This is a genomic window from Leisingera sp. SS27, from assembly GCF_028368855.1.
In the GTDB taxonomy this organism is placed as follows: domain Bacteria; phylum Pseudomonadota; class Alphaproteobacteria; order Rhodobacterales; family Rhodobacteraceae; genus Leisingera.
Genome location: NZ_JAQNCY010000008.1, coordinates 149,707 through 173,179 on the forward strand (window position 1 = coordinate 149,707; position 23,473 = coordinate 173,179).

The following is a 23,473-nucleotide window of genomic DNA, read 5'->3' on the forward strand; positions in this document are numbered from 1 at the left end:
CGGTTCGGCGTTGATGCTGTATCCGCCCCAGCGCACCTGAAGACGGATAGATCGTTTACTGATCTCCTAACCGGCTCAATCCTGCGGCGGGTCACAGCATGCCGCTCGCTGCTGAACGATAACCGGGATATTGCCGGTTCACTCAAGCTACAGCTTTCAGAACGCAGCGCCCTGCAGTGAGCAAGGCCCTGTTCTCTCGACAAAGCGCTGGAAAGCGACAATAGTCCAATACCGCCCACACAGAAGAGCGGCAGGTATGACAAATACAGATATGGCAAGGCTGGCCGACCCGCTCGGGCAAGCAAGTATTCTCATCGTGGACGATGAACCGGGGATGCGCAATTTCCTCGTGAAAACCCTGCGCCCTCTATGCCTGTTGGTGGATGAAGCCGAAGACACCGGAGCCGCAACCGCCCTGCTCAATACCAGGCAATATGATGTGATGATCCTCGACAACATCATGCCTGGCCAGAAAGGCCTGGACTGGCTGGAGGAGCAGCGGCGTGAAGGCGGCTTCACCGATACCATCCTGATTACCGCCTATGCCGATCTGCAAACGGCAATCGACGCGCTCCGGGCCGGGGCGTCGGATTTCGTCCTGAAGCCTTTCCGCTCCAACCAGATCCTCAATGCCCTGCGCCGCTGCATCGAGACGGCGCGGCTGAAGCGCGAGAACATGCTGCTGCGGCGGGAGCTGGAAACCGCTGGCCCCGGCCGCTGCCGCCGCCGCGAGCTGGTCGGGGCGTCGCCTGCCGTTGGCCAGGTGCGCGCCTTGCTGGACCGGGTGGCCCAGGTCTCGACTCCGGTGCTGATCACCGGCGCCTCCGGTACCGGCAAGGAGGTTGCCGCACGCCACCTGCACGCGCGCTCCAGCCGCGCCGGGGCGCCTTTCGTGCCGGTGCAATGCGGCGCCATTCCGGCGGACGTGATTGAATACGAGCTGTTCGGCCATGCGCCCGGCGCCTTCCCCGGTGCGCCAGCCGGGCGCGAAGGCCTATTGGCCTCGGCGCAGGGAGGCTCCGTATTCCTCGATGAAATCGGCGAACTCAGCCCTTCGGCACAAACCGCGCTGCTGAGGGTGCTGGAGGATGGACGCATCCGGCCAATCGGCACCGAGCGGACGGTGCAGCTCGATGTCCGCTTCGTGATGAGTTCCAGCCGCGCGCTGGACGAAGCGGTGGCGGCGGGCACTTTCCGCGAGGACCTGCTGTTCCGCATCAATGTGATCGAAGTGGTAATGCCGCCTTTGCGGGAACGCGGCACCGATATCGTTGAGCTTGCCGGGCTATTCCTGTCCGAAATCGCTGCCGAGCTGCAGCTGCCTCCGCTGGAGCTGTCTGCCAGCGTCAAATCCGCCCTGCTGCGCCATGACTGGCCGGGCAACATTCGCGAGCTGCGGAACTTCGTTGAACGCTCCTTGATCTTCGGCTGCTTTTCCCTGGACACGCTGGCCCCGGCCCGTCCCGCTGCCGACATCCTGCCGCTGGAGGAGGTCGAGCGCCGCGAGATCCTGCACGCGCTGGAAGCGGCCGGCGGCAACCGCAGCGAAGCGGCGCGGCGGCTGGGTGTCTCGCGCAAGACCATTGACCGCAAATTCGCGGCCTGGGGGCTCTGAGCCGTGCGCAGGCTGCGTTCGCTCATGCGGTCGGTCCGGGTCCGGCTGCTGCTGATCGCACTGCTGCCGATGTTGGTGCTGATGCCGCTGCTGCTGGGCATTGCCACCTGGCGCTGGTCGGAAAAGACCGACGGCCTTTTGATCAGCAAGGTGAACGGTGACCTGACCATCGCCGACCAGTATCTGGCCAGGCTGACCGCCACCTCGGGCGAGCTGCTGGATGCGGTGGCGCAATCGGTCCGGTTCCGCAGTGCGCTTGCGGCGGGTCGTTCCGCCGGTTTCCTGGCCCAGGAACAAGCCCGGCTCGGTCTCGATTTTCTCTATCTCGCTGGACCCGATGGCCGGGCCGGTTTCACGCCCGCTGACTGGCCTGTCATCCGCGGCGCGCTGCAGGGGCAGTGGCAGAGCGCAGTCGACATTCTGCACGCTGCCCAGCTTGACACGCTGGCCCCCGGTCTTGCCGCCCGCGCGGCCATCCCGCTGGTGGAGACCGAAGCGGCTGTGCCCACGGACCGAACCGCCGAGACCCGCGGCATGATCATCCACTCCGCGGCCCCGGTGGTCCTGCCGGACGGCCAGAAGGCGGTTCTGGTGGGCGGGCGCCTGCTGAACCGCAACCTGGACTTCATCGACACCATCAACGCGCTAGTCTACCGCGAGCAAAGCCTGCCGGAGGGCAGCCAGGGCACCGCCACGCTGTTTCTGGAGGACGTGCGGATCTCCACCAATGTGCGGCTGTTCGAAAACGTGCGTGCGCTCGGCACCCGGGTCTCGGCCGAGGTGCGCGGCCAGGTGCTGGGGCGCGGTGATGTCTGGCTGGATCGGGCTTTCGTTGTGAACGACTGGTACATCTCCGCCTATGAGCCGATCCTGGACAGCCGCGGCAACCGGGCCGGAATGCTTTATGTCGGCTTTCTGGAAACCCCTTTCCGCCAGGCCAAGCGCAGCACGGTGCTGACGCTCGGCGGGGCCTTCCTGCTGATCGCGGCGATGTCGGTGCCGATTTTCCTGCGTTGGGCCGGCCGCATCTTCCGCCCGCTTGAGGGCATGACCCAGACCATCGCCCGGGTCGAACAGGGGGATCTGGCCGCCCGCAACCAGCCGCAGCAGGACGGCGGCGAGATTGCCCGCGTGGCGGCGCATCTGGACAGCCTGCTGGACCAGGTGCAGGAGCGCGACCGGCAATTACGCGGCTGGGGGGAAAGCCTGGAGGCCAAGGTCGAGGAGCGCACCGCAGATCTGCGCGAGGCGAACCGGCGGCTGGAGCGGACCACCGAACGGCTGATCGTCTCGGAGAAACTCGCGGCGGTCGGCGAAATCACCGCCTCCGTCGCGCATGAGATCAACAACCCGGTGGCGGTGATCCAGGGCAACCTGGATCTGGCCCGGACGGTGCTGGGCGGCCATGCGGAGCCGGTCGAGGAGGAATTCCGGCTGATCGACGATCAGGTCTACCGCATCGGCGTGATCGTCTCCAAGCTGCTTCAATTCGCCCGGCCCGAGGAATACTCCGGCGCTTCCGGGCTGATTTCCCCGGCCGAAGTGGTGGCCGACTGCCTGGTTCTGACCCGCCATCAGATCGAGGCCACCGGGATCGAAGCAGAGGCGCAACTGGCCAGTACCGGCCAGGTCCGGATGTCGCGCACGGAATTACAGCAGGTGATCGTCAATCTCGTCCTGAATGCGGTGCAGGCGATGCCCGGCGGCGGCCGGCTCACCCTGACCGCCGAGGATGCCGCCGGTGGGGTGCTGCTGACCGCAGAGGATACCGGCACCGGCATCCCGGCGGACCTGCTGAACCGCATCTTCGACCCGTTCTTCACCACCAAGCAGGCGCAGGGAACCGGGCTGGGATTGTCGATCAGCCATCAGCTGGTGAGTCGCGCCGGCGGCCGCATCACCGTGCAGTCAGAACCCGGGCAGGGCAGCCGGTTCGAAATTTTTCTGCCCGCGCCTGCCGGCGCCTGATCCGGACAAATTGGCGCAAATGCGCAGGTCCCGGCTCCCCGGTGCGGACAGATTGTCCCGCAACCGTCTGATGATGTCTGGCGAGACGGACAGAGTGACATGATAAGATATTGTTATTGCTAAATTATTCATTTGACAGCTGGGTCATCCCTCCGCCTTTGTCAAGCTACGGCACATTGCCGCGGGCCATTCGGGGCGGCCGCAATAGGAGGTTGCAGCCGCCGGAACAGCACTAGGGAGGACACCACATGAGTACGCCATCATCCGGCGGGCTGAGCTTTCTGCACAAGGAGCACATCACCGCCGAACTCGGTTTCAACCGCTGGCGGGTGCCACCGGCATCCATCGCCATCCATCTTTGCATCGGCTCGGTTTATGCCTGGTCGGTGTTCAACCCGCCGCTGACCCGCGAGCTGGGGGTGGTGGCCTCCAGCGCCGATGACTGGAGCCTCGGCTCTGTTGTCTGGATCTTTTCGGTCGCGATTGTCTGCCTCGGCCTGGCCGCCGCATTTGCCGGCAAATGGCTGGAAGAAGTCGGGCCGCGCATGGTGGGTGTCGTGGCCGCGCTGCTGTGGGGCGGCGGCTTCATTGTCGGCTCGTTCGGCATTTCCAGTCATCAGCTGTGGCTGGTCTATCTGGGTTACGGCGTGCTTGGCGGCTGCGGGCTGGGACTGGGCTATGTCTCGCCGGTGTCAACGCTGATCCGCTGGTTTCCGGACCGGCGCGGCATGGCGACGGGCATGGCCATCATGGGCTTCGGCGGCGGCGCGATGATCGCCGCGCCGGTCAAGGGCTGGCTGCTGGACCTCTATGCAACCGCGCCGACCTATCTTGGCGCCAGGGATGCGGTGCAGACCGTGGTCGAAAACGGCCGGGTCTTTGCCGAAACCGCACAAGGCAAGATCGAGGTGGTGATCGCCAGCACGGCGCAGGCTGCCGAGTTCGGCGGCGAGGCCGGCGCCTATGCGGTGGGCACCGGCAATACCGGCGCAGCGCAGACATTTATGACCCTGGGCGTCGTTTACTTCGTCGTGATGATCCTGGCCGCCTTCCAGTACCGGGTTCCGGCCAAGGACTGGAAGCCTGAGGGCTGGGAGCCGAAGCCTGCCGCCTCGGGGCTGGTGACGCAGAACGACGTGCATATCGACCAGGCGCTGAAGACGCCGCAGTTCTGGCAGCTGTGGGTGATGCTGTGCTTCAACGTCACCGCAGGCATCGGCGTGATCGGTGTCGCCAAGACGATGATGTCCGAGATCTTCGGCTCGGTGATGCCGCTGGTGGCAACCGCCGCTTTCGCCTCGACCTATGTGCTGATGATTTCGGTCTTCAACATGGTCGGGCGGTTCTTCTGGGCGTCTGCCTCGGACTACATCGGGCGCAAGGCAACCTACATGTGCTTCTTCGTGCTGGGCACTGCGCTCTACCTGTCGATCCCCTATTTCGCCTCTGCCACCGCGGCCAATCCGTCTCTGGTCTACCTGATGGGCTTCTACCTGGCCACGATGCTGATCTTCTCGATGTACGGCGGCGGCTTTGCCACGATCCCGGCCTATCTGGCCGACATGTTCGGCACCATGCATGTCGGCGGCATCCACGGCCGCCTGCTGACTGCCTGGTCAACCGCGGGCGTGCTCGGGCCGCTGGCCATCACCTCGCTGCGGCAAATGTCGGTAACTAATGCGGTGCAGGACCTGGCCGCCAAGGTGGACCCAGCCGCCTTTGCCGCGAAATTCGGCGCGCCCGTTGCGCAGCTTGACCAGCTGGTGGCAGCCAAGACCGTGACCATCGCCAAGCTGATGGAAATCGCACCGGCCGGCACCGTGGATCCGACGCCGAGTCTCTACAATACAACCATGTATTGCATGGCGGCGTTGTTGGCGGTGGCCTTCTTTGCCAACCTCTTCATGCGTCCGGTGAAAGAGCACCACCACCATGACGGACCCGAGCTGCAAGCTGTCCCGGGTGAATAACAATGCCAGCCGGGGCGTCTTCTGCGCTCCGGCTTGTGACCCGAATTCAAGACAGCAAATTTCCAAGCAGAACTTCAAATTACTGCCGACGTAACCGGAAATGCGGCAAACTTTATGCGGGTACCATTCCTGTGCCTGGCTATTCACAACGCGGCATCCGTTACGAACTGCAGCGTGTAACTAACTCCGAATGGCCGCTTGCCGATTCTCAGGACAGAAATAGGGCTATTGCAGAAGGCACTAGCTACTCGCCCGCATAACTCAGGGGTTAAGTTGCTTTGGGTTGATTGCCGTCGTTGCCCCGAGCGGCTGCAGCGGGTGCTTTGTCCCGCTCCCCCTTGGTCGATCCACGTTGCGGCGAAAGGGTGGATTGAATTTGGCCCCTCGGACAGACTTTCTACGGCCGGTTTGGCGACACATGCTGCTTCACAGCGAAAACCGCGCCGCAGTCGCGAGCGGATGCTGCTTTGGCAACATGTCGAAACGTCAATGTCGGCTTTGTCCGCGTGACGAACTCCCCGTAGAGTCCGCGGATATTAGTTCGCTCTGTTCAGGGTTTGGTCCTCTACTGACCTTTGATGATACTCCCGCGGGGTGAGCCCGTCGAGGCTCGAATGCGGGCGGTGGTGATTGTAATCCTCGCGCCAAGCCGCGATCAGGTCTCGGGCTTGGCGCAAAGTGGCAAACAGGTGCTCGTTCAGGCACTCGTCACGCAGTCGGCCATTGAAGCTTTCCACGAAGCCGTTTTGCATTGGCTTGCCAGGGGCAATGTAGTGCCACTCGACCTTGCGGGCCTCTTGCCATTTCAGGATGGCGTTCGACGTCAGTACCGTTCCGCTCGCCATTGTCCTCGGACCAATGGCGGACAAAGCTCGCTCGCTGACCACCATGCAGGAGGAGCCGCGCAGCCGGGCGATGTTGTCCAGTTCACGCGCCACGCATTGCCCGGAAAGAGACGTGTCGACCACGCAGGCCAGGCACTCCCGGCTGAAGTCGTCAATGACGCACAGACCCGGAAACGGCGCCCGTCTGACAGGCTGCCGGACACGAAGTCCAGCGACCACCTTTGGTTCAGGCCTTGCGGAATTGCCATCGGCGCACGGGTGCCAATGGCGCGTTTTCGCCCGCCGCGCTTGCGCACCGTCAGGCCCTCTTCGCGGTAGATCCGGTAGAGTTTCTTCCAGTTCACTTGCCAGCCCTCCCGGTTCAGCAGAATATGCAGGCGCCGATAACCCAACCGCCTGCGTTCTCCGGACAACTCTTTCAACCGCTGACGCAGCCCCTGGTCCTCCGGCCTGCTTGACCTTCGCCGATAGACACCCGGATCAAGCCCGCCCAAGGCACACGCCCGCCGCTGGTTATAGTTCTTCTCTGTCATGGCCCAGTCCACGGCACGTTTCCGAGCACCGGGCTTCAGAAGGGTCCGCAGGCTCACTCGAACGCATGGCGTTCGCCTGCTTCCATTCCCAGCATTTCCATGAGTGCGGCGACGTCGGGCATGTGCTCCGCAAGCATCTTCTTCAACTTGACGTTCTCGGCCTCCAGGGCCTTCAGCCTCTTGGCCTCGAACACTTCCATACCGCCATACTTCGAGCGCCATTTGTAGAAGGTGCCATCGCTGATACCGTGGCTGCGGCACAGTTCCTTGGTACCTATCCCGGCCTGGTGCTCTTTCAAGATGCCAAGGATCTGCTCGTCGCTGAACCGGCTTTTCCGCATTGTCTGGCTCCTCGTGTGGAGAACAGGCTAACTTCAAAACGCGGACATTTCTGGGGAGCACGTCACTTTTCAAAGATGATCGAAAAGCATGCGCTGCTGGATGCTGGTGCCGGCGCCTGATGCGTATGCCTGGCATCTGCCCGATCAACGAAGGCGGGGTCATCTTTGCCGACGAGATAGAGCAGGATTTCCTGCCCTTTGACTGGGGTGTCGAGGCCCAGGTTCACCTGTCCGATAAGAGGCTGTCGTTGGTCGTCTGAGCTAGCCACAACATACATGTTCCGAAGTTTCACGCAGCAATCATTTCCAACTGAACTGCCGGCCCATTGCCGGCCTTAAGCGCGGTCTTCGGATGCTGCGGCCGCAGCCCGCATTCCGGACATTCGAATTGGCTGAGCCACGGTTCAAATGAAGACTGACGGGCTACGAGTTTGGGCTACCTAAACAGAAGTAACAACGCTTCCAGGCTGGTTGAATGCGAATTTTTGAGCCTCTTTACTGGAACTCGACACCTTCATCGCCGACCATAGTCAGGCGCACTTTGTCCACGCTCTCTTTGGGATGAAGCGCCGTGTAGAACTTCCCGACATCATCGCTGATGGTATCCAGCACGGCTTGCAGTGCTCCATTTTGAACCTTGATGAAGGTATCCAGCATTGACGAAAGGGTGATGACTTGGGCTTCGTATGCACCCTTTATGTTTTGATAGCTTTCAAAGTCGTTTACCTGATCGCTGACGGTTTTGAGACTGGTCAGCGCAGCGGCGACCTTCCTCTCCAGTTCCGTGAGCCGCAGCTTCTTCGCGGCTTCTTTGACTTGCTCCGCAGCCGTTATCAAAATGTGCCTGCGGCGCATTCAGGAAGGGTCTGGCGAGGCACATCGTTTCGGCCTCTGAGTCGCAAAATGTGCTCAGCATCTCGGTCTCGATCTGCCCGCGGAAATATTGGCGCATCCAAAAACCAGTTCCAAACCCTCTACGCTGGTGGGATCATTCGCCCTTTGGTTCCTCGCGATAAACCTGGTGCTGTGCGGAATGTTGTCTTCTCGCGGCGCCATCTCGACACATTCCTCGAAACGCTCAACGCGCTCCCGGTGGCATCGGAAACCGGAAAGGAACTGCACACAATCGCATATGCATGTCAGCGCGGTGCTGGCACCCGGGCATGGGCAGAAGCCTTCGTGACGCTATGCCCTGCCGCTGAATGGAGCGGTGTTTACTCCTGCTGACAACAGTGCCTCACGGATCCGTTGGGCTGATGCATCAGCAGATGCCGTGTCGCCGTGCAAGCAAATTGTGTCAATAGGTGTGGCAACCCTCGTGCCATCCGCGGCGAAGACTGCGCCTGCCTTGAGCATTCTGACCACGCGCTGTGCAATTTCATCGGCATCGTGAAGAACGGCACCGGACTCACCCCGGCTGACCAGAGATCCGTCCGGGTTATAGGCCCGGTCGGCGAAAATTTCGCAGGCACTTTTGCAGCCAAGCTCCTTGGCGGCGGCCTGTTGTTCGGTGGCAGCCATTGCGACAACGATGATGTCCGGAGCAACCGATAAGGCTGCATCATAGCAGGCCAGAGCAACGTTCCTCTCTCTGGCTGCCCGGTTGGCCAAAGCGCCGTGCAGCTTGAGGTGCCGGACTTCAGCCCCGCAGGCCCGCGCCATCGCTTGCAACGCTCCTAGCTGATAACGCACCATATTACCGAGGCTTTCCAATGGGATGGACATTTGGCGGCGGCCAAATCCTTGGAGATCGGGAAAACCCGGGTGGGCTCCGATTCCAATGCCTCTGCCGTGAGCCGCCGCGATGGTCCGCGCCATGACATCGGGATCGCCCGCATGAAAGCCGCAAGCAATATTGACCGAAGTCACCGACTCCAGCAGGGCAAGGTCGTTGCCCATTTTCCAAGGGCCGAAGCTCTCGCCCATATCCGCATTCAGATCGACGGTTCTGATCATCGGTTTTCTCTCTCCAAATCATCTCCGGACGTAGCGCCGCTGATCAGCTGGTAGGACAGCAGGTTAAACATGGCCCGCGGATCCCGCAGCAGCGGCCGCAGCGATTTGCTTAATTTCTGACGGCGCTCCTGCTCCAGGTGTTCGATCTGCATCGCTTCCTCCATCGTCACGAATTGAAATCTGAAGGCCGTGCCGGGGCGTGCTTGTGCCGCCAGCGGCAGGTCTGCAGGCAGGACTGAGCCGATCCGCGGGTAGCCGCCGGTTGTCTGGCATTCGCTGAGCAGCACAAAGGGCGAGCCGTCGCCGGTGATCTGGATGTCGCCGGGCACGATGACTTCCGAGACCACTGTCAGCCCGCCGCCGGGCTTCAGTTCAGCAGCGTCCGAGATCAGCCGCATCCCCATCCGGTTGCCCCGCACGTCGCGGCGGAAGGTGCTGTTCTCGAAAGCCCGGATCTGCTCCGGGGTGAACAGGCCGGTCTGCGGGCCCGCGACAACCCGCAGGGTCCCGCCTTCGCACCGCGCAGCAGGGTCCAGCCGCTGGCCAGTGCCGCGCAGGCCGGGATCCGCGCCAACCGGCAGGCGATCGCCTGACTGCAGCGCGCGTCCCAGCCCGGTGCCCAGATGCGCCGATCGCGATCCAAGCAGTGGATCGGTCGCGACACCGCCGCCAAGATGCAGGTAGCCGTAGCAGCCGGCCTCGCAGCCGCCGATCTTCAGACGGCCGCCGCGCGGCAGGAGGTGGCTGGCGTCCCAGACCAGCGGGGTGCCGTCGAGGCTGGCCCGCATTGGCGCGCCTGTAAGCGCGATACGCATGTCTTCAGAAGCCTCGAACTCCCCGCCGGCGCCCGCCATCTCCAGCGCCGCGGTGCCGGCATCCTGCCCCAAAAGGGCGGCGCCTTCGGCCAGCGCCAGCCGGTCGGCGGCGCCGCCGCGGGACAGGCCCCCGGCGAGGTGGCCGGGACGGCCAAGGTCCTGCACCGTAACACCGGGTCCAGCGCGTTTCACCGTCAGTGTTCTGGTCATCGGATTGCCTCCGCTCGGGCGCCGCCATTGGGATCAGCCTTCATTCTTTCCAGTGTCTCCGCGCCGACGGACTCAACTTGCAGTTCATCGCCCGGCCGCAGCACGAATGGTTCATCCGTGTCCGGGTGGAACAGCTGGAAACAGGTCTGCGCAACATGCCGCCAGCCAGTGGGAGCGGGCACCGGGAACAGCACCAGCTGACGGATGGCAACCGCAAGCGCACCGGCCGGCACCTGGCTGGTCAGCTTGCTTTGACGCGGGATGTCCCACGCTGGGGGCAGTTCACCCAAGTAGGGCTGGCCAGGGGCAAAACCGATGGTCTGCACCCGCACTGGGGACCTTGTGAGTGAGGCTATGGCCTCCTTGGGTGTCAGCCCCGCCGCTTGTGCTGCTTCCTCCAATTGCGGTGCCATCTCCGTTCCGAACACGGCGGGCACCCGCCACAGCCTGCGGCCTTGCGGCAGCGGTGCGTCGAGCCAGTTTTCGCGGGACAGGAGGTGCGCCAGGTTTTCCCGGATCTCCGCATGGCTGCTGCCGCGGGGATCAAACCTGAGATAGGCGGAAACCAGTGAGGTCGAGGTTTCCTCTACCGCGCTCCAGCCCTCCCGGTCCAGCGCATGGCGGAAGGCCAGCGCTGCCCGGTTCGCAGGCTCGTTCAACCGGTCTGCGAAGGTCACAAGGAACCCGTCAGTGCCAAGCGCACTGATCCGGGGCCATTCAGAAGCGATGGCCATCGTTCACATCCTTTTATGCAGGGTTAGTAGAACAGGGCGGGCAGCCAGAGCGCGAGTCCGGGGAAGACCAGCAGAAGCCCCAGCATGACGAACATGGTCAGCACGAAAGGCAGTGCGCCTTTCATGACGTCCATCATCGGACCTGACTTGCGCAGCCCCTGCACCACGTAAAGGTTAATGCCGATCGGCGGCGTGATCAGGGCGGTTTCCAGCAGAACCATCAGGAGGATGCCGAACCAAACCGGATCAAAGCCGAGCGCCACCACGATGGGTGTCACCAGCGGCGCCATGGTCAGGAGCATCGACAGCGTCTCCATGAAGCAGCCGATCAGCACCAGGATTGCCACGATCATCAGCATTGTCTGCATCGGTCCCCAGCCAAGGCCGGTGACAAAGTCGGTCAGCGCCTGGGTCAGGCCGATGATCGACAAGACGAAATTCAGGAACACCGCCGCGATGATGATCAGCATGATCATGGCGGTGGTGCGCATGGTGCCCTCAATGGCTTCGCGCATCATGTTAATCGAGAACTTGCCGTTGAAGGCCGCCAGCGCCATGGCCGCAACCACGCCCAGGGCGGCAGCTTCGGTCGGGGTGGCGATGCCTGCGTAAATTGAGCCGACGACGACCAGGAAGATCCCCAGCGGCGGCACCAGCGCCGGCAGCGCCCCTATCCGTTCGCCCCAGGAATAGCTGAGCTTCTCGCCGCCCCAGCCGGGGCGCAGGATACAGGTGGCTGCCACGGTTGCGATGAACAGAGCTGCCAGCAGGAAGCCGGGCAGGAAGCCTGCCAGATAAAGCTCGGGCACCGAAGTATTGGTCAGCAGGCCATAGAGGATCAGGTTGATCGAGGGCGGGATCAGGATGCCCAGCGTGCCGCCCGCGGCGATGGTGCCGAGGAACAGCGGCTCGTTATAGCCGCGTTTCCGGATCTGCGGGATTGCCACTGTGCCGATGGTGGCAGCTGTGGCTACCGAGGAGCCGGAAGTGGCGGCGAACAGCGCCGAGGAGCCGATATTGGAGTGCATCAGCCCGCCGGGCAGCCAGCCCAGCCATTTGACGATGCCATCATACATTTTCTCGGTGATGCCTGCGCGCAGCAGGATCTCGCCCAGCATGACAAACATCGGGATCGCTACCAGCAAAAAGTCGGTGCTGGTCTGCCAGGCCATATCCGAGATGGCGCGGTGCAGCGGCATCGGGCTGTCGGTCCATTGCAGGATCAGTCCAAGCCAGCCAAGGGATGCGGCAATCGGCACGGCCAGTCCGATCAGCGCCAGCAGGATGAGGAGTGTTTTCAGCAGCATGGGTCAGACGCTTTCGTCTTCGATTTGTTCATCAATGGATTTGACGCCGATCAGGTCCTGCACGCCGGCCTGATCGCCCTGGGCCAGCCGTTTGAGTGCAACCAGCCCAATGAGGACGCCGGAGGCCACAAACAGCAGCCAGCCCATCAGCCAGGGGATTTGCGGCAGCGCCAGCGGCACCCGCAGCGGAGTGATCGAACGGGACCCGTGCTGGACGGAGTCCGCCACCATGCCCCAGACCATCACCGCAACGATCCCGGCAAAGCCGATCAGCAGCACCAGCCCCAGAAAATTGATCATAGGATGCAGCTTGCGGGGCAGGGTGCCCATCAGCGCATCGACCCGGATATGGGCGCGTTCAAACAGCGCAAAGCTGAAGGCAAAGGCAGTGGCAACGCCAAAGGCATAGCCGGAGATCTCGTCCGCGCCGCCGAGAGAGATATTAAAGATCTTGCGCAGCAGCACTTCCAGCGTGACCAGGAAGGCGGACAGCACAATCAGCGTGCCCCCGGCCCAGGTCAGCCACAGGCTGAGTTTTCGGGTGCGGGTCAAAAGGGACTCAAGCATTGTCTTGCCTCTTGGATGCAATTAGGGCGGCCGGATGGGTCAGGCCGCCCCTTTTTCAGTGAAGTATCAGTTGGCTTTGGCGGTCATGCCAAGGACTTTGCCGACCGTGTTGTTCCAGTTCTCGGCGCAGTCCTCTCCGCAGCGCTCGGCCCAGCGGGCGAGCACGACCTCGGACGCGATCTTGTCGCGGATGGCAAGGTCTTCGGCGGAAGGTTCCACCAGCTTCATGCCGCCCTTTTCGCCGATCTCGCAGTCGCCGCCGGTGATGCAGGAGATTGCGATGCCGTCCTCGGTGGCGGTCTCCGCCCACATGCGTTCGTTCAGCGCGGCGATCTCAGTCTGCATCAGCTCTTGCTGCTCAGGAGACATAGAGTTCCACTTGTCCATGTTCATTGCCCCAAAGGCGAGGCCCCAGCCGACGCGCAGGGTGTAGGCATGGGTGGCCACCTGCTGCCAATTGGCGGTGTAGGCCGACATGGTGCCGGTGATGCCGCAATCCACCACGCCCTTTTCCAGCGCCGGGATCACTTCAGAGAAGGGCACCGTGACCGAGGTGCCGCCCGCGCCTTCGACGAAGTCGCCCAGGGTCGTCGCGTAAACACGGATTTTCTTGCCTTCCAGATCCTGGATCCCGTTGACCTCGGCGTTACACCACAGGGTTTGGCTGGGGAACGGGTACAGCATCAGGAGCTTGGCGTTGTAATACTGGGCAAAGGCCTCTTCCAGAGTCGGAAAGTAGGCTTCCGCCACCTTGCGCTGGGTATCGATATCCTGGGTGACAGAGCTGAGGTCGGCGCCTTCGAAAATGGCATTTTCGGCAGCCACATAGCCCGGCAGGCCAAAGGCGAAGTCAAAAACGCCGTTCTTGACAAGCCGCATGATTTCAAAGCCTTTCAGGCCCAGTCCCGACTGCGACTGGATTTCGCCGACGATCTGCCCGCCGGAAGCTTCGGCCAGGCGCTCGTTGAAGAAGGGGCCTTCGTGTTTCTGGTAGTTTGTCAGGCTGGACCAGGTGCCCACGGCCTTGAGCACCACCGGGTTGTCGGCCAGTGCCGCGCCTGCGCTTAGTGCCAGTGCGGCGGTCAATGCGGTTAGTGATTTCATGTCTTCCTCCCTGAAGATTTATGTCCGGTAGTCGGGAACCTCGGCATTCTCGCTGACATCGGTGATCAGCATATGGCCGGGTTTGTGGGTGATGCAGAGCGGCAGCGCCGCGGTTTCAATGGCAACCTGAGGGGTGACGCCGCAGGCCCAGAACACCGGGGTTTCGCCGGCCCCGACCAGGGCCGCGTCGCCCCAGTCCGGGCGGGTGATGTCCTGAATGCCGATTTCGGCCGGGTCGCCCCAGTGCACCGGCGCGCCATGCGCCAGCGGGTAGCGGCGCGATATACCGGCGGCCTGTTCCACGCGGTCCTGCGGCAAGGCCCGCATGCTGACAACCATCTTGCCGGAAAACGGGCCGGCGGGAACGGTATCGATCCCAGTCCTGAACATCGGCACGGTGGTGTTGTTTTCGACATGCCACAGCGGCAGGCCCGCGCGCTGCAGGGCGTGCTCGAAAGTAAAAGAGCAGCCGAGCGCAAAGGCCACGAAATCATCCTGCCACAGGGCCTGAATGTCCGTGACAGTCTCAGCCAGCTTGCCGTCACGGTAAACGTTATAGGCCGGCACGTCGGTGCGGATGTCGATGTCCTGCCCCAGCGTGGCCATCATCGGGTTGCCGGTGTCGGAAACACCTGTCAGCGGGCACGGCTTGGGGTTGCGTTGGCAAAACCGCATGAAATCCAGCGCATATTTCTCGGGCATGATCGCCAGGTTGGCCTGCAGAACGCCGCTGCCCAGGCCAGCCGTATGGCCCTGGTACTGCCCGGCCCGGATCGCCGCACGTGCTTCGGCTGCGCTGCCGTCTTTCAGATGCTGATAGGTGATGGTCACTTGCTTCCCTCCGCTTGGCAAAGGGTCACAAGAAACACCTATAATATCAAATCGAATGTTTTTTCCGATTTTGATCAGTTTTTTTTATCGGAGAAAGAATGCATCCGCGACGTCACGGGCCAGATGAGCGGCGGTCTCGGTAACATGGCTTTTGGGTTCGCCCAGGTAGGACGCTGTGAACTGAAGCGGGTTTGGCACCCAGCCGGGATCGAACTCGACAATCCGGCCTGCGGCAACCAGCTCCTCTCCCAGCACCCGGGGCAGAACGGCAACGCCGAGATCCGCTTCGACCAGCCGGAAACAGGCTGAAAGCGAGGAAGATGGAAACAGCGAAACCTCTGGCCCGACCCGTTCAAACAGCATTTCCTTCAGTTCCCGGTGCGGCCGGGTGTGACGCGCATAGGTCAGAACAGGGCGTGACAGATAGGCCGCTGGATCTTGCTCTGTGCGGCCCTTGGCGGCTGCATACCAGGCCAGTGGAAATCCGGGTAAGTCTATGTTGTTGACAGAGTAATCCGAAACCGGCCCGAGCAGCACCGCCAAATCGATCTCGCGGGCCATCAGCCCCGCCCGCAAGTTGACCGAGATATCCACGTTGAACTCGATCTCCAGCTTTGGGAAGTGGCTGTGCAAGGCTGACACCAATTCCGGCAGCCAGCATTGGGCAATGGTCTCCGAAACGCCAAGGCGCAACCTCCCTTCGATGCCGCTGGGGTCCACGACATCCTTTTCCACCAGTTCGGACAGCTGCTCGAATTTTTCGGCATGCACCACCAAAAGCTCGCCGCGTTTGGTCAGCTTCATACCGCCCGAGGTCCGTTCAAACAGCTCGCAGGACAGCGAGTCCTCAAGGTTCTTGATCCGGGCAGTCACGGCAGGCTGGGTTAAATTCAGTGCATTGGCAGCCCGGCGCACACCACCCAGCCGGACAACATTCAGAAACGTCTTGAGTTGTTCAAAGTTGATTCTCGCCATTCCCGATTAGTCGCACGAAGCGGCCGTGAATGCACCGGAGCTGAAACCGTCCGGTTGGAAATCACCATCTGCAGCCCCGCCATCGTTATTTGGGCCAGCAACGCTGGAAGGCTATGAATTGGGGGTGAGGTGCAACGCTTATGTTTCAAGGGTCCGTTTGCGGGCCCTTTTCTGCGGACGGACACATTGGCTTTGGTGGCAATTCACGCCGGATACTGAATGAGAGAATGCCTGAATGTTTGAATTTTTTGGCAAATTGATAACCGGTGGAGGCTCGCTGCAAATCTGCATCCTGCAGGTTTTCTGCGGGTTCCCGACCGGTCTGCAGAAAGAAGGCGTCCGGCGGGTGCCATTGCTGTATCTGATGCCAGGTGCCCGGTGTCACCTCTTCCGGGACGCAAGGATCCCGGACTCCCGTATGATCTCGGAGACCTCGTGCTCCTTCCGGTAGGCCATGACATGCACCCCGGAGACGCCGGAAATCTCCCGCATCTGCTGGATCAGTTCGATGCAGATCTTTTTGCCTTCCTGTCCGGGTTTTTCAGCCTTCTCCATTCGGTCGATGACCGCATCGGGCACATGGATCCCCGGCACATTCGAGCGCATCCACCGTGCTGCCCGCGCCGATGCCAGCGGGCCGACCCCGGCCAGGATGTAAACCTTCTTGTCCAGCCCCAGGTCCCGCACCCGTGCCATGAATTTCTCAAACAGGGGCACGTCGTAGATGTAGTTGGTCTGGATGTACTCGGCCCCGGCCTCCACCTTCTTGGCCAGCCGTTCCGGGCGCCAGTCATAAGGCGGGATGCAGGGGTTTTCAGCCGCGCCCAGAAACAGCTGCGGCGGGTTCTTGATGGTGCGTCCGGACAGGAATCTGCGCTCATCCCGCATTGTCTTGATGGTGCGCAACAGCGACAGGGAGTCGAAATCGAAGACCGGTTTGGCGCCCGGCTGGTCGCCTACGCCCACGCCATCGCCGGTCAGGCAAAGCACATTGCTGACGCCCATGGCCGCGGCCCCCAGAACGTCGCCCTGGATGGCGATGCGGTTCCGGTCGCGGCAGGAGATCTGGTACACCGGCGAATACCCTGCACGGGTCAGCAGCGCACTGATGCCGATCGAGGACATGTGGCAGTTGGCGCCCGAGGCATCGGTGGCATTGATGGCGTCGGCAACCTCGCCCAGCGGGCGCGCGGCCTCATAGACATCTGCAGGGTCGGCGCTGTCGGGCGGGTTCAGTTCAGCGGTGATGGCAAAGCGTCCGGAGCGCAGCACCCGTTCCAGCCGGCTGTGTGAGACATGGCCCTCGGGCGGCGCGGAATAAGGCTGGGGCAAAGTATGATCCATCACTTGCTGCCTTTCACAGCCTGCGCGGGCTCCTCTGCCAGCGGCGCGGCGGAGGGTTCGTTTGCGCGGGCACCGGGGAAGGCATCGGCAATGGCGGTGCGGCGCTTTTCCCGGGCTTCCCGCAGATGCGCAGCTTTTTCGCGGCTGACGCGCAGCCAGGACGAGGACCCTTCGAGGTTACGCTCCACCGGCGGCAGAACGGTGTGAATCTGCGCGCCGCCTTTCATCCGCGACGCCCCGTCCCATGCCAGCGCCCAAACGCATTTCATCTCCGGCTTTACCTCGCAGAAGCCGCCCGGCCTGACACCGCCGCAGGGGCCGTTGCGCAGCTGTTTGGGGCAATTCATCGGGCAGGACATGCCGGTTGACGACAGCACGCATTGCCCGCACATCTTGCAATCGAACAGCACGGTCTTGACGCATTTTTCAACAAAGGCGACCGGGCGCTCAACCCGGTCATAGCCGATCTTTGCAAGAACCGGGTCCAGCGCGATCATGGCGCTTTCCAGGCGCTTGTAGATCCATTCAAAACTGCGCGAATGGCGGATGGCAAACAGGCGGATCCTGTACAACGGGCTTCCCTTTCTCCATGCACTTACAGCATCTTACTCACAGAGTGGGCTGCAATGAACCAGAAATAGGTTTTGCAGCCTTCGTCTCCATGATTTTTGCTGCCTGCGGACGGTCCAGTCCCGCCGGGCATTCCGGGTTCACCCCGGCAGGCGCCGGATGGTTTCCCTGCCTGTTCCCAGGCAGGGAATAGGCCGGAGTGTCAGGCGTCCTAGCTGGAGCGGTCGCCCAGGGTCACGTCCAGGGTCACTTCCTTGCCCTTGCGCAGGACTTCGATCTGCGCTTTTTCACCCGGGGCGTTCACCGCGACCGCGGCTGTCAGGTCGCGCAGTTCGTTGATCTCTGCCGTGCCGAAGCGCAGCACCACGTCGCCGGGTTTCAGCCCTGCCTCTGCCGCCGGACTGCCGGGCTCGACGCCTTCGATCACCACGCCCTTGCCGGCCTCGCGGCCCAGCACATTGGCGGCGTCCTCAGAGAGCGGCTTGATCTGCACCCCGAGCCAGCCGCGGGTGATCTCGCCGTCGTCTTCGAGGTCGGTCACGATCTTCTGCACCATGTCTGACGGCACCGCAAAGCCGATGCCGACGGAACCGCCGCCCGGCGAATAGATCATCGTGTTGACGCCGACGACCTCGCCTTTGGCATTGAAGAGCGGGCCGCCGGAGTTGCCCTTGTTAATGGCTGCATCGGTCTGGATGAAGTCGTCAAACGGTCCGGAGTTGATGTTGCGCGAGGTGGCCGAAACGATGCCGGAGGTCACGGTGCCTGCAAGGCCGAAGGGGCTGCCCATGGCGAGCACCTCGTCCCCGACGCGCAGGTCATCTGAGGAACCGAATTCCACCGCGGTCAGCGGTGTGCCTGTCTCGACCTTCAGCAGTGCGATGTCGGTCAGCGGGTCGGCGCCAATCACCGTGGCGTCATGCTTGCTGCCGTCAGAGAGCGTGACGGAGACGGTCTGGGCGTTGTCGATCACATGGTGGTTGGTGACGATGAGCCCGTCCTGGGAGATCACGAAACCGGAGCCTGCGCCCTTGACGGGGCGGCTGTTGCCGAAGTCCGGTGCGCGCCCGCCGAAGCGGCGCATGAATTCTTCCATGAACTTGTCATTGGGCATTCCCTGCCGGTCTGCGGCGGGTTCTGCCTTGGCGGTGACTTCGACAAAGACGACTGCCGGGGAAATGGTTTCGACCAGATCGGCATAGCCGCCCGCGGGCACGGCCAGGGCGGGGGCGGGCGCTAGAGCCATCATTGCGGCCGCCGAGGCGGCGGCTGTCAGGGCAAAGGCGAACCGTTTGGGAGCGTTGGTTTGGGGCATCTTCGTTTCCTTGCTTCACTAGAGATGCAAGGCAGATGGCAGGCCCTCATTTCAATCGCCTGACGCATTCTATACAGATCTGTAATGTGTGCTGAAACCGGATCTGGTTTAAGAACCGGGAGGCGCAGCAAAGCGGGGAATGGCTTGAAGATCCTGGTGATAGAAGACGATGCCACGACCGGGCCTTATGTGGCCGCCGGCCTGCGCGAGGAGGGGCATACCGCGGATCTGGTCACCGATGGACGTGAGGGGCTGCTGCAGGCAACCGCGGCGGATTACGACGTGCTGATCATCGACCGGATGCTGCCGTCGCTGGACGGGCTGAGCCTGATCAAGACCCTGCGCGGCGCCGGGGTTCGGACACCTGCCATCATGCTGACAGCGCTGAGCGGCGTGGACGACCGCATCGAGGGGCTGGAGGCGGGGGCGGATGATTATCTGGTCAAACCCTTTGCCTTCGGCGAGCTGGCAGCGCGGGTGGCGGCGCTGGCCCGCCGTCCGGGGCTGCAGGAACAGGAGACCGTGCTGCGGGCAGGGGATCTGGAGATGGACCTGGTCCGCCGCAGGGTTACCCGCGCGGGCCAGGAGATCGAGCTGCTGCCGCGCGAATTCCGCCTGCTGGAGCATCTGTTGCGCCGCAAGGGGCGGGTGCAGACCCGGACCATGCTGCTGGAAGCGGTTTGGGACATCAGTTTCGATCCGCAGACCAACGTGGTGGAAACCCATATCTCGCGGTTGCGGTCCAAGGTGGACCGGCCCTTCGGCAGTGGCCTGATCGAAACCGTGCGCGGCGCGGGGTACCGTATTGCCGGATGATGCCGTGACCCGCGCGCGCGTCCTGCTGCGCTCCTCGCCGGTGCGGCAGTCGCTGTGGCTGTCGCTCTTGTTTGTTGCGGCCAGCGCGCTGAGCCTCGGGGTTACCTACTATGTGGCGCATGGCACGCAGGACCGGGCCATCCGGGAAAGCCTGATGCAGGACATGGCGGGGTTCCGCGCGACGCCTTCTGCGGCAGCGCTGGCGGCGCTGGTAAACGCCGAGACGGCAGAGACCGACCCGCAGCGCCGCCTGCTCAGCTACCGGCGGCCCGGCGGGCGGATCGTGGCGGGCAATGCTGCCATCATGCAGCAGCAGGAGGGATTCCGGGTGGTGGCGCTGGGCCCGGCGCCGGTGGAGATTGCGGGCCGCTTCATTTCGCTCAGCGCCTATATTCACGGTGGCCTGCTGACGGTTGCGCAAAGCGCCAGGCCGCTGGATGAGCTGCGCCAGACCTATCTGAGGGTGGTTCTGTTCAGCCTGCTTCCGGCGATTGCCGCCGCGGTGCTGGGCGGGGTGCTGCTGGCGCGGCGCGCGGCGCGGTCGCTGGCAGGGATTGAAACCACGCTGTCGGCGCTGACCTCCGGTGATCTGGGCGCCCGAGTGCCGCAGATGCCAGGCCGCCAGGGCGATATCGCCCGCATCGGCCGCAGCGTGAACCGCATGGCCGAAGCGCAGCAGCAGTCCACCGAGGCGCTGCGGCAGGTGTCGGCGGATATTGCCCATGACCTGAAAACCCCGATCCAGCGCCTGGCGGTGCAGCTTCAGCACCTGCAGGAAACTCCGGGACTGCCGCAAGCGGCGCAGGCGCTGGCTGGCACGGCGCTGGAAGAGACCCGCGGCATCACCAGCACGTTTCAGGCGCTCTTGCAGATTGCCCAGCTGGAGGACGGCGCGCCGCGTGCGCGGTTCGAGGCGGTTGATCTCTGCGAACTGGCCGCAACCTTTGCCGAGATCTATGAGCCGGCAGCAGAGGAGCAGGGCCGCCGCCTCAGCCTCAGCTTGCCCGGGGCGCCTGCCACGGTCACCGGCGACCGCACGCTTTTGGGCCAGCTGCTGGCCAACCTGATCGAAAATGCGCTCCGCCATACCCCGGAAGGTTCCGCCATCAGCCTGTCGCTGCGGCAGGAGGGGGCATCAGCGGTCCTGTCGGTGCGGGACCACGGCCCCGGCATTCCGGAAGAAGAGCGCGGCAAGGTGCTGCGGCGCCTGTACCGGCTGGAGCGGAGCCGGACAACGCCGGGCAGCGGCCTCGGGCTGAGCCTGGCGGCGGCGATCGCCGGTTTGCACGGGGCTGAATTGCAGCTGTCCGATGCCGGACCCGGTCTGCGTGTTGAGGTGGTTTTCGGGACCTGATCCGCTGCCGCGGGCCAGGGCGCGCTGCAGCGCCGGATGAATGTGTTGCCAAGCCGCGTGCTTTATTCCAAGCCTGGCACTGCGGGCGCCACGGCGCCTTTTTGACCCGGCACCAGGACAGGATCTCAGCCCATGACCACCGTTTCGACAAGAACGCTCTCACTCGGCGAAGTGCGGGCATTGGCCAAATCCGTCCTTGTGTCCGCGGGCATGGATGCAGCGGGCAGCGAACTGATCGCAGAGATCGTCACCTGTTCGGAACGTGACGGCCCGCGCAGCCACGGGCTGCGGATGCTGCCGGTCTATGCGCAAAGCTTCACTTCCGGCTATGCCAATGGCGCCGCCGTCCCGAAGATCGAAAAGATCGCGCCGGGCGTGCTGCGCGGCGATGCAGACAACGGATATTACCAGATCGCCGCTGCGGCAGCGCGGCGGGAGCTGATTGCGCTGGCGCGGGAAAACGGCATTGCCGCCTTCACCTGTGCCAACTGCCATCACCTGGGCGGCTTGCGGTTTGACACCGAGCCGCTGGCCAAGGCTGGGCTGGTGGCGCTGGCGGTGATCAACTCCTTGTCGATGGTGGTGCCGCAGGGCGGTGTGCGCCCGGTGTTCGGCACCAACCCGATGTCCTTTGCCTGCCCGCGCGACGGTGCAGCTCCTGTGGTCTGGGACCAGGCGGCCTCTATGGTGGCGCTGATGGATATCCGCATGGCGGCCGCCGAGGGCCACGAGCTGCCGCGGCCTGCCGGGCTGGATCCGGCGGGCATTCCCAGCACCGACCCGGAGGCTATCCTGGAAACCCGCAGCCTGCTGCCATTCGGCGAGCACAAGGGCGCGGCGATTGCCTTCATGATCGAGGTGCTGGGCGCGGCCCTTGCCGGCGGCACGCTGTCGGTCGACAACAAGGAGCGGGAGTCCTTTGGCGCGCTCAACATTAAGGGCGGTGCCACGCTGATCGCAATTGATCCGGAGCGGTTCGGCAATGCGGCGTTTGGCGAGTACATCACCCGCATCTGTGCGGAGATTGAGGGCAACGGCGCGGCGCGGGTGCCGGGCGACGGGCGCTTGAAGAAACGTGCGGCGGCAGAGGCGGACGGAATCGAGGTCAGCTCCGGACTGCTGGCGCAATTGGACGCGCTGGCCGGCGTCTGAACACGTGGCCAAAGGTAAATGATCCGGCGAGGATGTTTTGATGGACAGCCCTTTTCTTCTGACCGGCGGCGGCTCGGGCCGCACCACTGTTCTGCTGGCGCATGGGGCCGGCGCCGCCATGGACACCCCATTCATGGACGCCATTGCCGCGGGCCTTGCGGGGCAGGGGCTGCGGGTTGTGCGGTTCGAATTCGGCTATATGGTCGACCGCCGCAACGGCGGGGTGAAGCGGCCGCCGCCAAAGGTTGAGAAGCTGCAGGCGGAATACCTGTCGGCCGTCAGCCGGCTTGCCTGCGAGGGGCCGCTGATCATCGGCGGTAAATCCATGGGCGGCCGTGTGGCCAGTATGATTGCTGACGGGCTCTATGCGGAGGGCCGCATTTGCGGGCTGTTCTGCCTGGGCTACCCGTTTCACCCGCCCGGCAAGCCGGAGCGGCTGCGGACGGCGCATCTGGAGGGACTGAAGACGCCTGCGCTGATCTGCCAGGGCAGCCGCGATCCCTTTGGCACGCGGGCGGACGTGCAGGGTTACGCACTGTCCGCGGCAGTCAGCCTGTGCTGGATGGAAGACGGCGACCACGATCTGAAGCCACGCAAAACCGTGACCGGTTTCGGTCAAGACCGCAATCTTGACACGGCCTGCGCCGCGGCCGGCACGTGGGCCAGGGCGCTGGCATAGGTCCAGCAGGTCAGTGTGGCGCTACTGGCGGTTCGATGATCCGCCAGTACCGGTCCATCATGTTGACGAGCTGCAAGAAGTCGCGGCCCGCGGTTTCCTTGGCAATGTAGCCTGCGGCATTCAGGTTGTAAGCGGCGGTTATGTCCTGTTGATCATTAGAGGTGGTCAGAAAAAATACCACCGCATTGTGCAGCAGAGGATCGTTGCGCAGCTCACTGACCAGGTCGATGCCATTCATTCGCGGCATGTTGATGTCGGCCAAAATCACATAGGGAGGGGACAGCCGGGTTTTGCCGCTGGAACCGCGCAGGATGCCGAGCGCGTCGATACCGTCAACAGCTCTGGTGATATGATTTGCGATATTGGCTTTGCGGAAGGCGCGCCGCACCGCCTTGGCATCGCCGTCATCGTCATCAACCAGCAGGATGTTCAGCTCTCCCCGGGCGGGGAGGCTGCCGGGCTGATGCTCCAT

21 protein-coding genes and 1 pseudogene are annotated in these 23,473 nt (G+C 63.2%); 8 read left to right on the top strand and 14 right to left on the bottom strand.

What is annotated here, in order from left to right:
* Positions 1-256: 256 nt before the first annotated feature.
* From N6L27_RS16930 to N6L27_RS16940, 3 genes are all read left to right on the top strand, one after another.
* Positions 257-1,615, top strand: a complete 1,359-nt coding sequence (locus N6L27_RS16930; protein WP_271908510.1) for a sigma-54-dependent transcriptional regulator — start codon at positions 257-259, stop codon at positions 1,613-1,615.
* Positions 1,616-1,639: 24 nt separating this feature from the next.
* Complete coding sequence (locus N6L27_RS16935; RefSeq protein ID WP_271908541.1) at positions 1,640-3,583, top strand: sensor histidine kinase; 1,944 nt, start codon at positions 1,640-1,642, stop codon at positions 3,581-3,583.
* A 248-nt stretch (positions 3,584-3,831) separates the two neighbouring features.
* Positions 3,832-5,553, top strand: coding sequence for an OFA family MFS transporter (locus tag N6L27_RS16940; RefSeq protein WP_271908511.1), 1,722 nt, complete (start codon positions 3,832-3,834; stop codon positions 5,551-5,553).
* Between the two features lie 536 nt (positions 5,554-6,089).
* Here the strand turns inward: N6L27_RS16940 and N6L27_RS16945 are convergent.
* A pseudogene (locus N6L27_RS16945) lies at positions 6,090-7,272 on the bottom strand (IS3 family transposase).
* Positions 7,273-7,391: 119 nt separating this feature from the next.
* Here N6L27_RS16945 and N6L27_RS16950 point away from each other — a divergent pair.
* Positions 7,392-7,532, top strand: coding sequence for a hypothetical protein (locus N6L27_RS16950; protein ID WP_271908512.1), 141 nt, complete (start codon positions 7,392-7,394; stop codon positions 7,530-7,532).
* A 235-nt stretch (positions 7,533-7,767) separates the two neighbouring features.
* On the opposite strand, the gene N6L27_RS16955 is transcribed toward N6L27_RS16950, so the two are convergent.
* The 12 genes from N6L27_RS16955 to N6L27_RS17010 form a co-directional block, all read right to left on the bottom strand.
* Entirely contained in the window at positions 7,768-8,127 is a 360-nt protein-coding gene (locus N6L27_RS16955; protein ID WP_271908513.1) for a hypothetical protein, read from the bottom strand.
* Positions 8,128-8,457: 330 nt separating this feature from the next.
* On the bottom strand, positions 8,458-9,228 hold the full coding sequence (locus N6L27_RS16960; protein WP_271908514.1) for a LamB/YcsF family protein: 771 nt from the start codon (positions 9,226-9,228) through the stop codon (positions 8,458-8,460).
* On the bottom strand, positions 9,225-10,253 hold the full coding sequence (locus tag N6L27_RS16965) for a biotin-dependent carboxyltransferase family protein (protein ID WP_271908515.1): 1,029 nt from the start codon (positions 10,251-10,253) through the stop codon (positions 9,225-9,227). Before N6L27_RS16965 ends, N6L27_RS16960 begins: the two co-directional genes overlap by 4 nt.
* The gene (locus tag N6L27_RS16970; protein ID WP_271908517.1) at positions 10,250-10,987 is read right to left on the bottom strand and encodes a 5-oxoprolinase subunit B family protein; all 738 of its coding nucleotides are present in this window, start codon (positions 10,985-10,987) and stop codon (positions 10,250-10,252) included. The genes N6L27_RS16965 and N6L27_RS16970 overlap by 4 nt, the downstream gene beginning before the upstream one ends.
* A gap of 23 nt (positions 10,988-11,010) precedes the next feature.
* A complete protein-coding gene (locus tag N6L27_RS16975; protein WP_271908518.1) occupies positions 11,011-12,294 on the bottom strand; it encodes a TRAP transporter large permease in 1,284 nt (427 codons plus the stop codon).
* 3 nt (positions 12,295-12,297) lie between these two features.
* Complete coding sequence (locus N6L27_RS16980; RefSeq protein WP_271908519.1) at positions 12,298-12,861, bottom strand: TRAP transporter small permease subunit; 564 nt, start codon at positions 12,859-12,861, stop codon at positions 12,298-12,300.
* A gap of 66 nt (positions 12,862-12,927) precedes the next feature.
* The gene (locus N6L27_RS16985; RefSeq protein ID WP_271908520.1) at positions 12,928-13,965 is read right to left on the bottom strand and encodes a TRAP transporter substrate-binding protein; all 1,038 of its coding nucleotides are present in this window, start codon (positions 13,963-13,965) and stop codon (positions 12,928-12,930) included.
* A gap of 18 nt (positions 13,966-13,983) precedes the next feature.
* On the bottom strand, positions 13,984-14,796 hold the full coding sequence (locus N6L27_RS16990; RefSeq protein ID WP_271908521.1) for a putative hydro-lyase: 813 nt from the start codon (positions 14,794-14,796) through the stop codon (positions 13,984-13,986).
* An 84-nt stretch (positions 14,797-14,880) separates the two neighbouring features.
* Positions 14,881-15,771, bottom strand: coding sequence for a LysR family transcriptional regulator (locus N6L27_RS16995; protein WP_271908522.1), 891 nt, complete (start codon positions 15,769-15,771; stop codon positions 14,881-14,883).
* Positions 15,772-16,152: 381 nt separating this feature from the next.
* A complete protein-coding gene (locus tag N6L27_RS17000; protein WP_271908523.1) occupies positions 16,153-17,115 on the bottom strand; it encodes a methylenetetrahydrofolate reductase in 963 nt (320 codons plus the stop codon).
* Entirely contained in the window at positions 17,115-17,687 is a 573-nt protein-coding gene (locus N6L27_RS17005) for a methylenetetrahydrofolate reductase C-terminal domain-containing protein (RefSeq protein WP_271908524.1), read from the bottom strand. Before N6L27_RS17005 ends, N6L27_RS17000 begins: the two co-directional genes overlap by 1 nt.
* Positions 17,688-17,896: 209 nt before the next feature.
* A complete protein-coding gene (locus N6L27_RS17010; protein ID WP_271908525.1) occupies positions 17,897-19,000 on the bottom strand; it encodes a trypsin-like peptidase domain-containing protein in 1,104 nt (367 codons plus the stop codon).
* A 144-nt stretch (positions 19,001-19,144) separates the two neighbouring features.
* On the opposite strand from N6L27_RS17010, the gene N6L27_RS17015 reads away from it, so the two are divergent.
* The 4 genes from N6L27_RS17015 to N6L27_RS17030 all read left to right on the top strand — a co-directional run bounded on the left by N6L27_RS17015 (position 19,145) and on the right by N6L27_RS17030 (position 23,001).
* Positions 19,145-19,816, top strand: a complete 672-nt coding sequence (locus tag N6L27_RS17015) for a winged helix-turn-helix domain-containing protein (RefSeq protein ID WP_271908526.1) — start codon at positions 19,145-19,147, stop codon at positions 19,814-19,816.
* Between the two features lie 4 nt (positions 19,817-19,820).
* On the top strand, positions 19,821-21,170 hold the full coding sequence (locus N6L27_RS17020; protein ID WP_271908527.1) for a sensor histidine kinase: 1,350 nt from the start codon (positions 19,821-19,823) through the stop codon (positions 21,168-21,170).
* A 132-nt stretch (positions 21,171-21,302) separates the two neighbouring features.
* On the top strand, positions 21,303-22,322 hold the full coding sequence (locus tag N6L27_RS17025) for an Ldh family oxidoreductase (RefSeq protein WP_271908528.1): 1,020 nt from the start codon (positions 21,303-21,305) through the stop codon (positions 22,320-22,322).
* 40 nt (positions 22,323-22,362) lie between these two features.
* Complete coding sequence (locus N6L27_RS17030; RefSeq protein ID WP_271908529.1) at positions 22,363-23,001, top strand: alpha/beta family hydrolase; 639 nt, start codon at positions 22,363-22,365, stop codon at positions 22,999-23,001.
* 10 nt (positions 23,002-23,011) lie between these two features.
* Here N6L27_RS17030 and N6L27_RS17035 read toward each other — a convergent pair whose 3' ends face one another.
* Positions 23,012-23,473: a response regulator gene (locus tag N6L27_RS17035; protein ID WP_271908530.1), complete on the bottom strand. Its 462-nt coding sequence runs from the start codon at positions 23,471-23,473 to the stop codon at positions 23,012-23,014.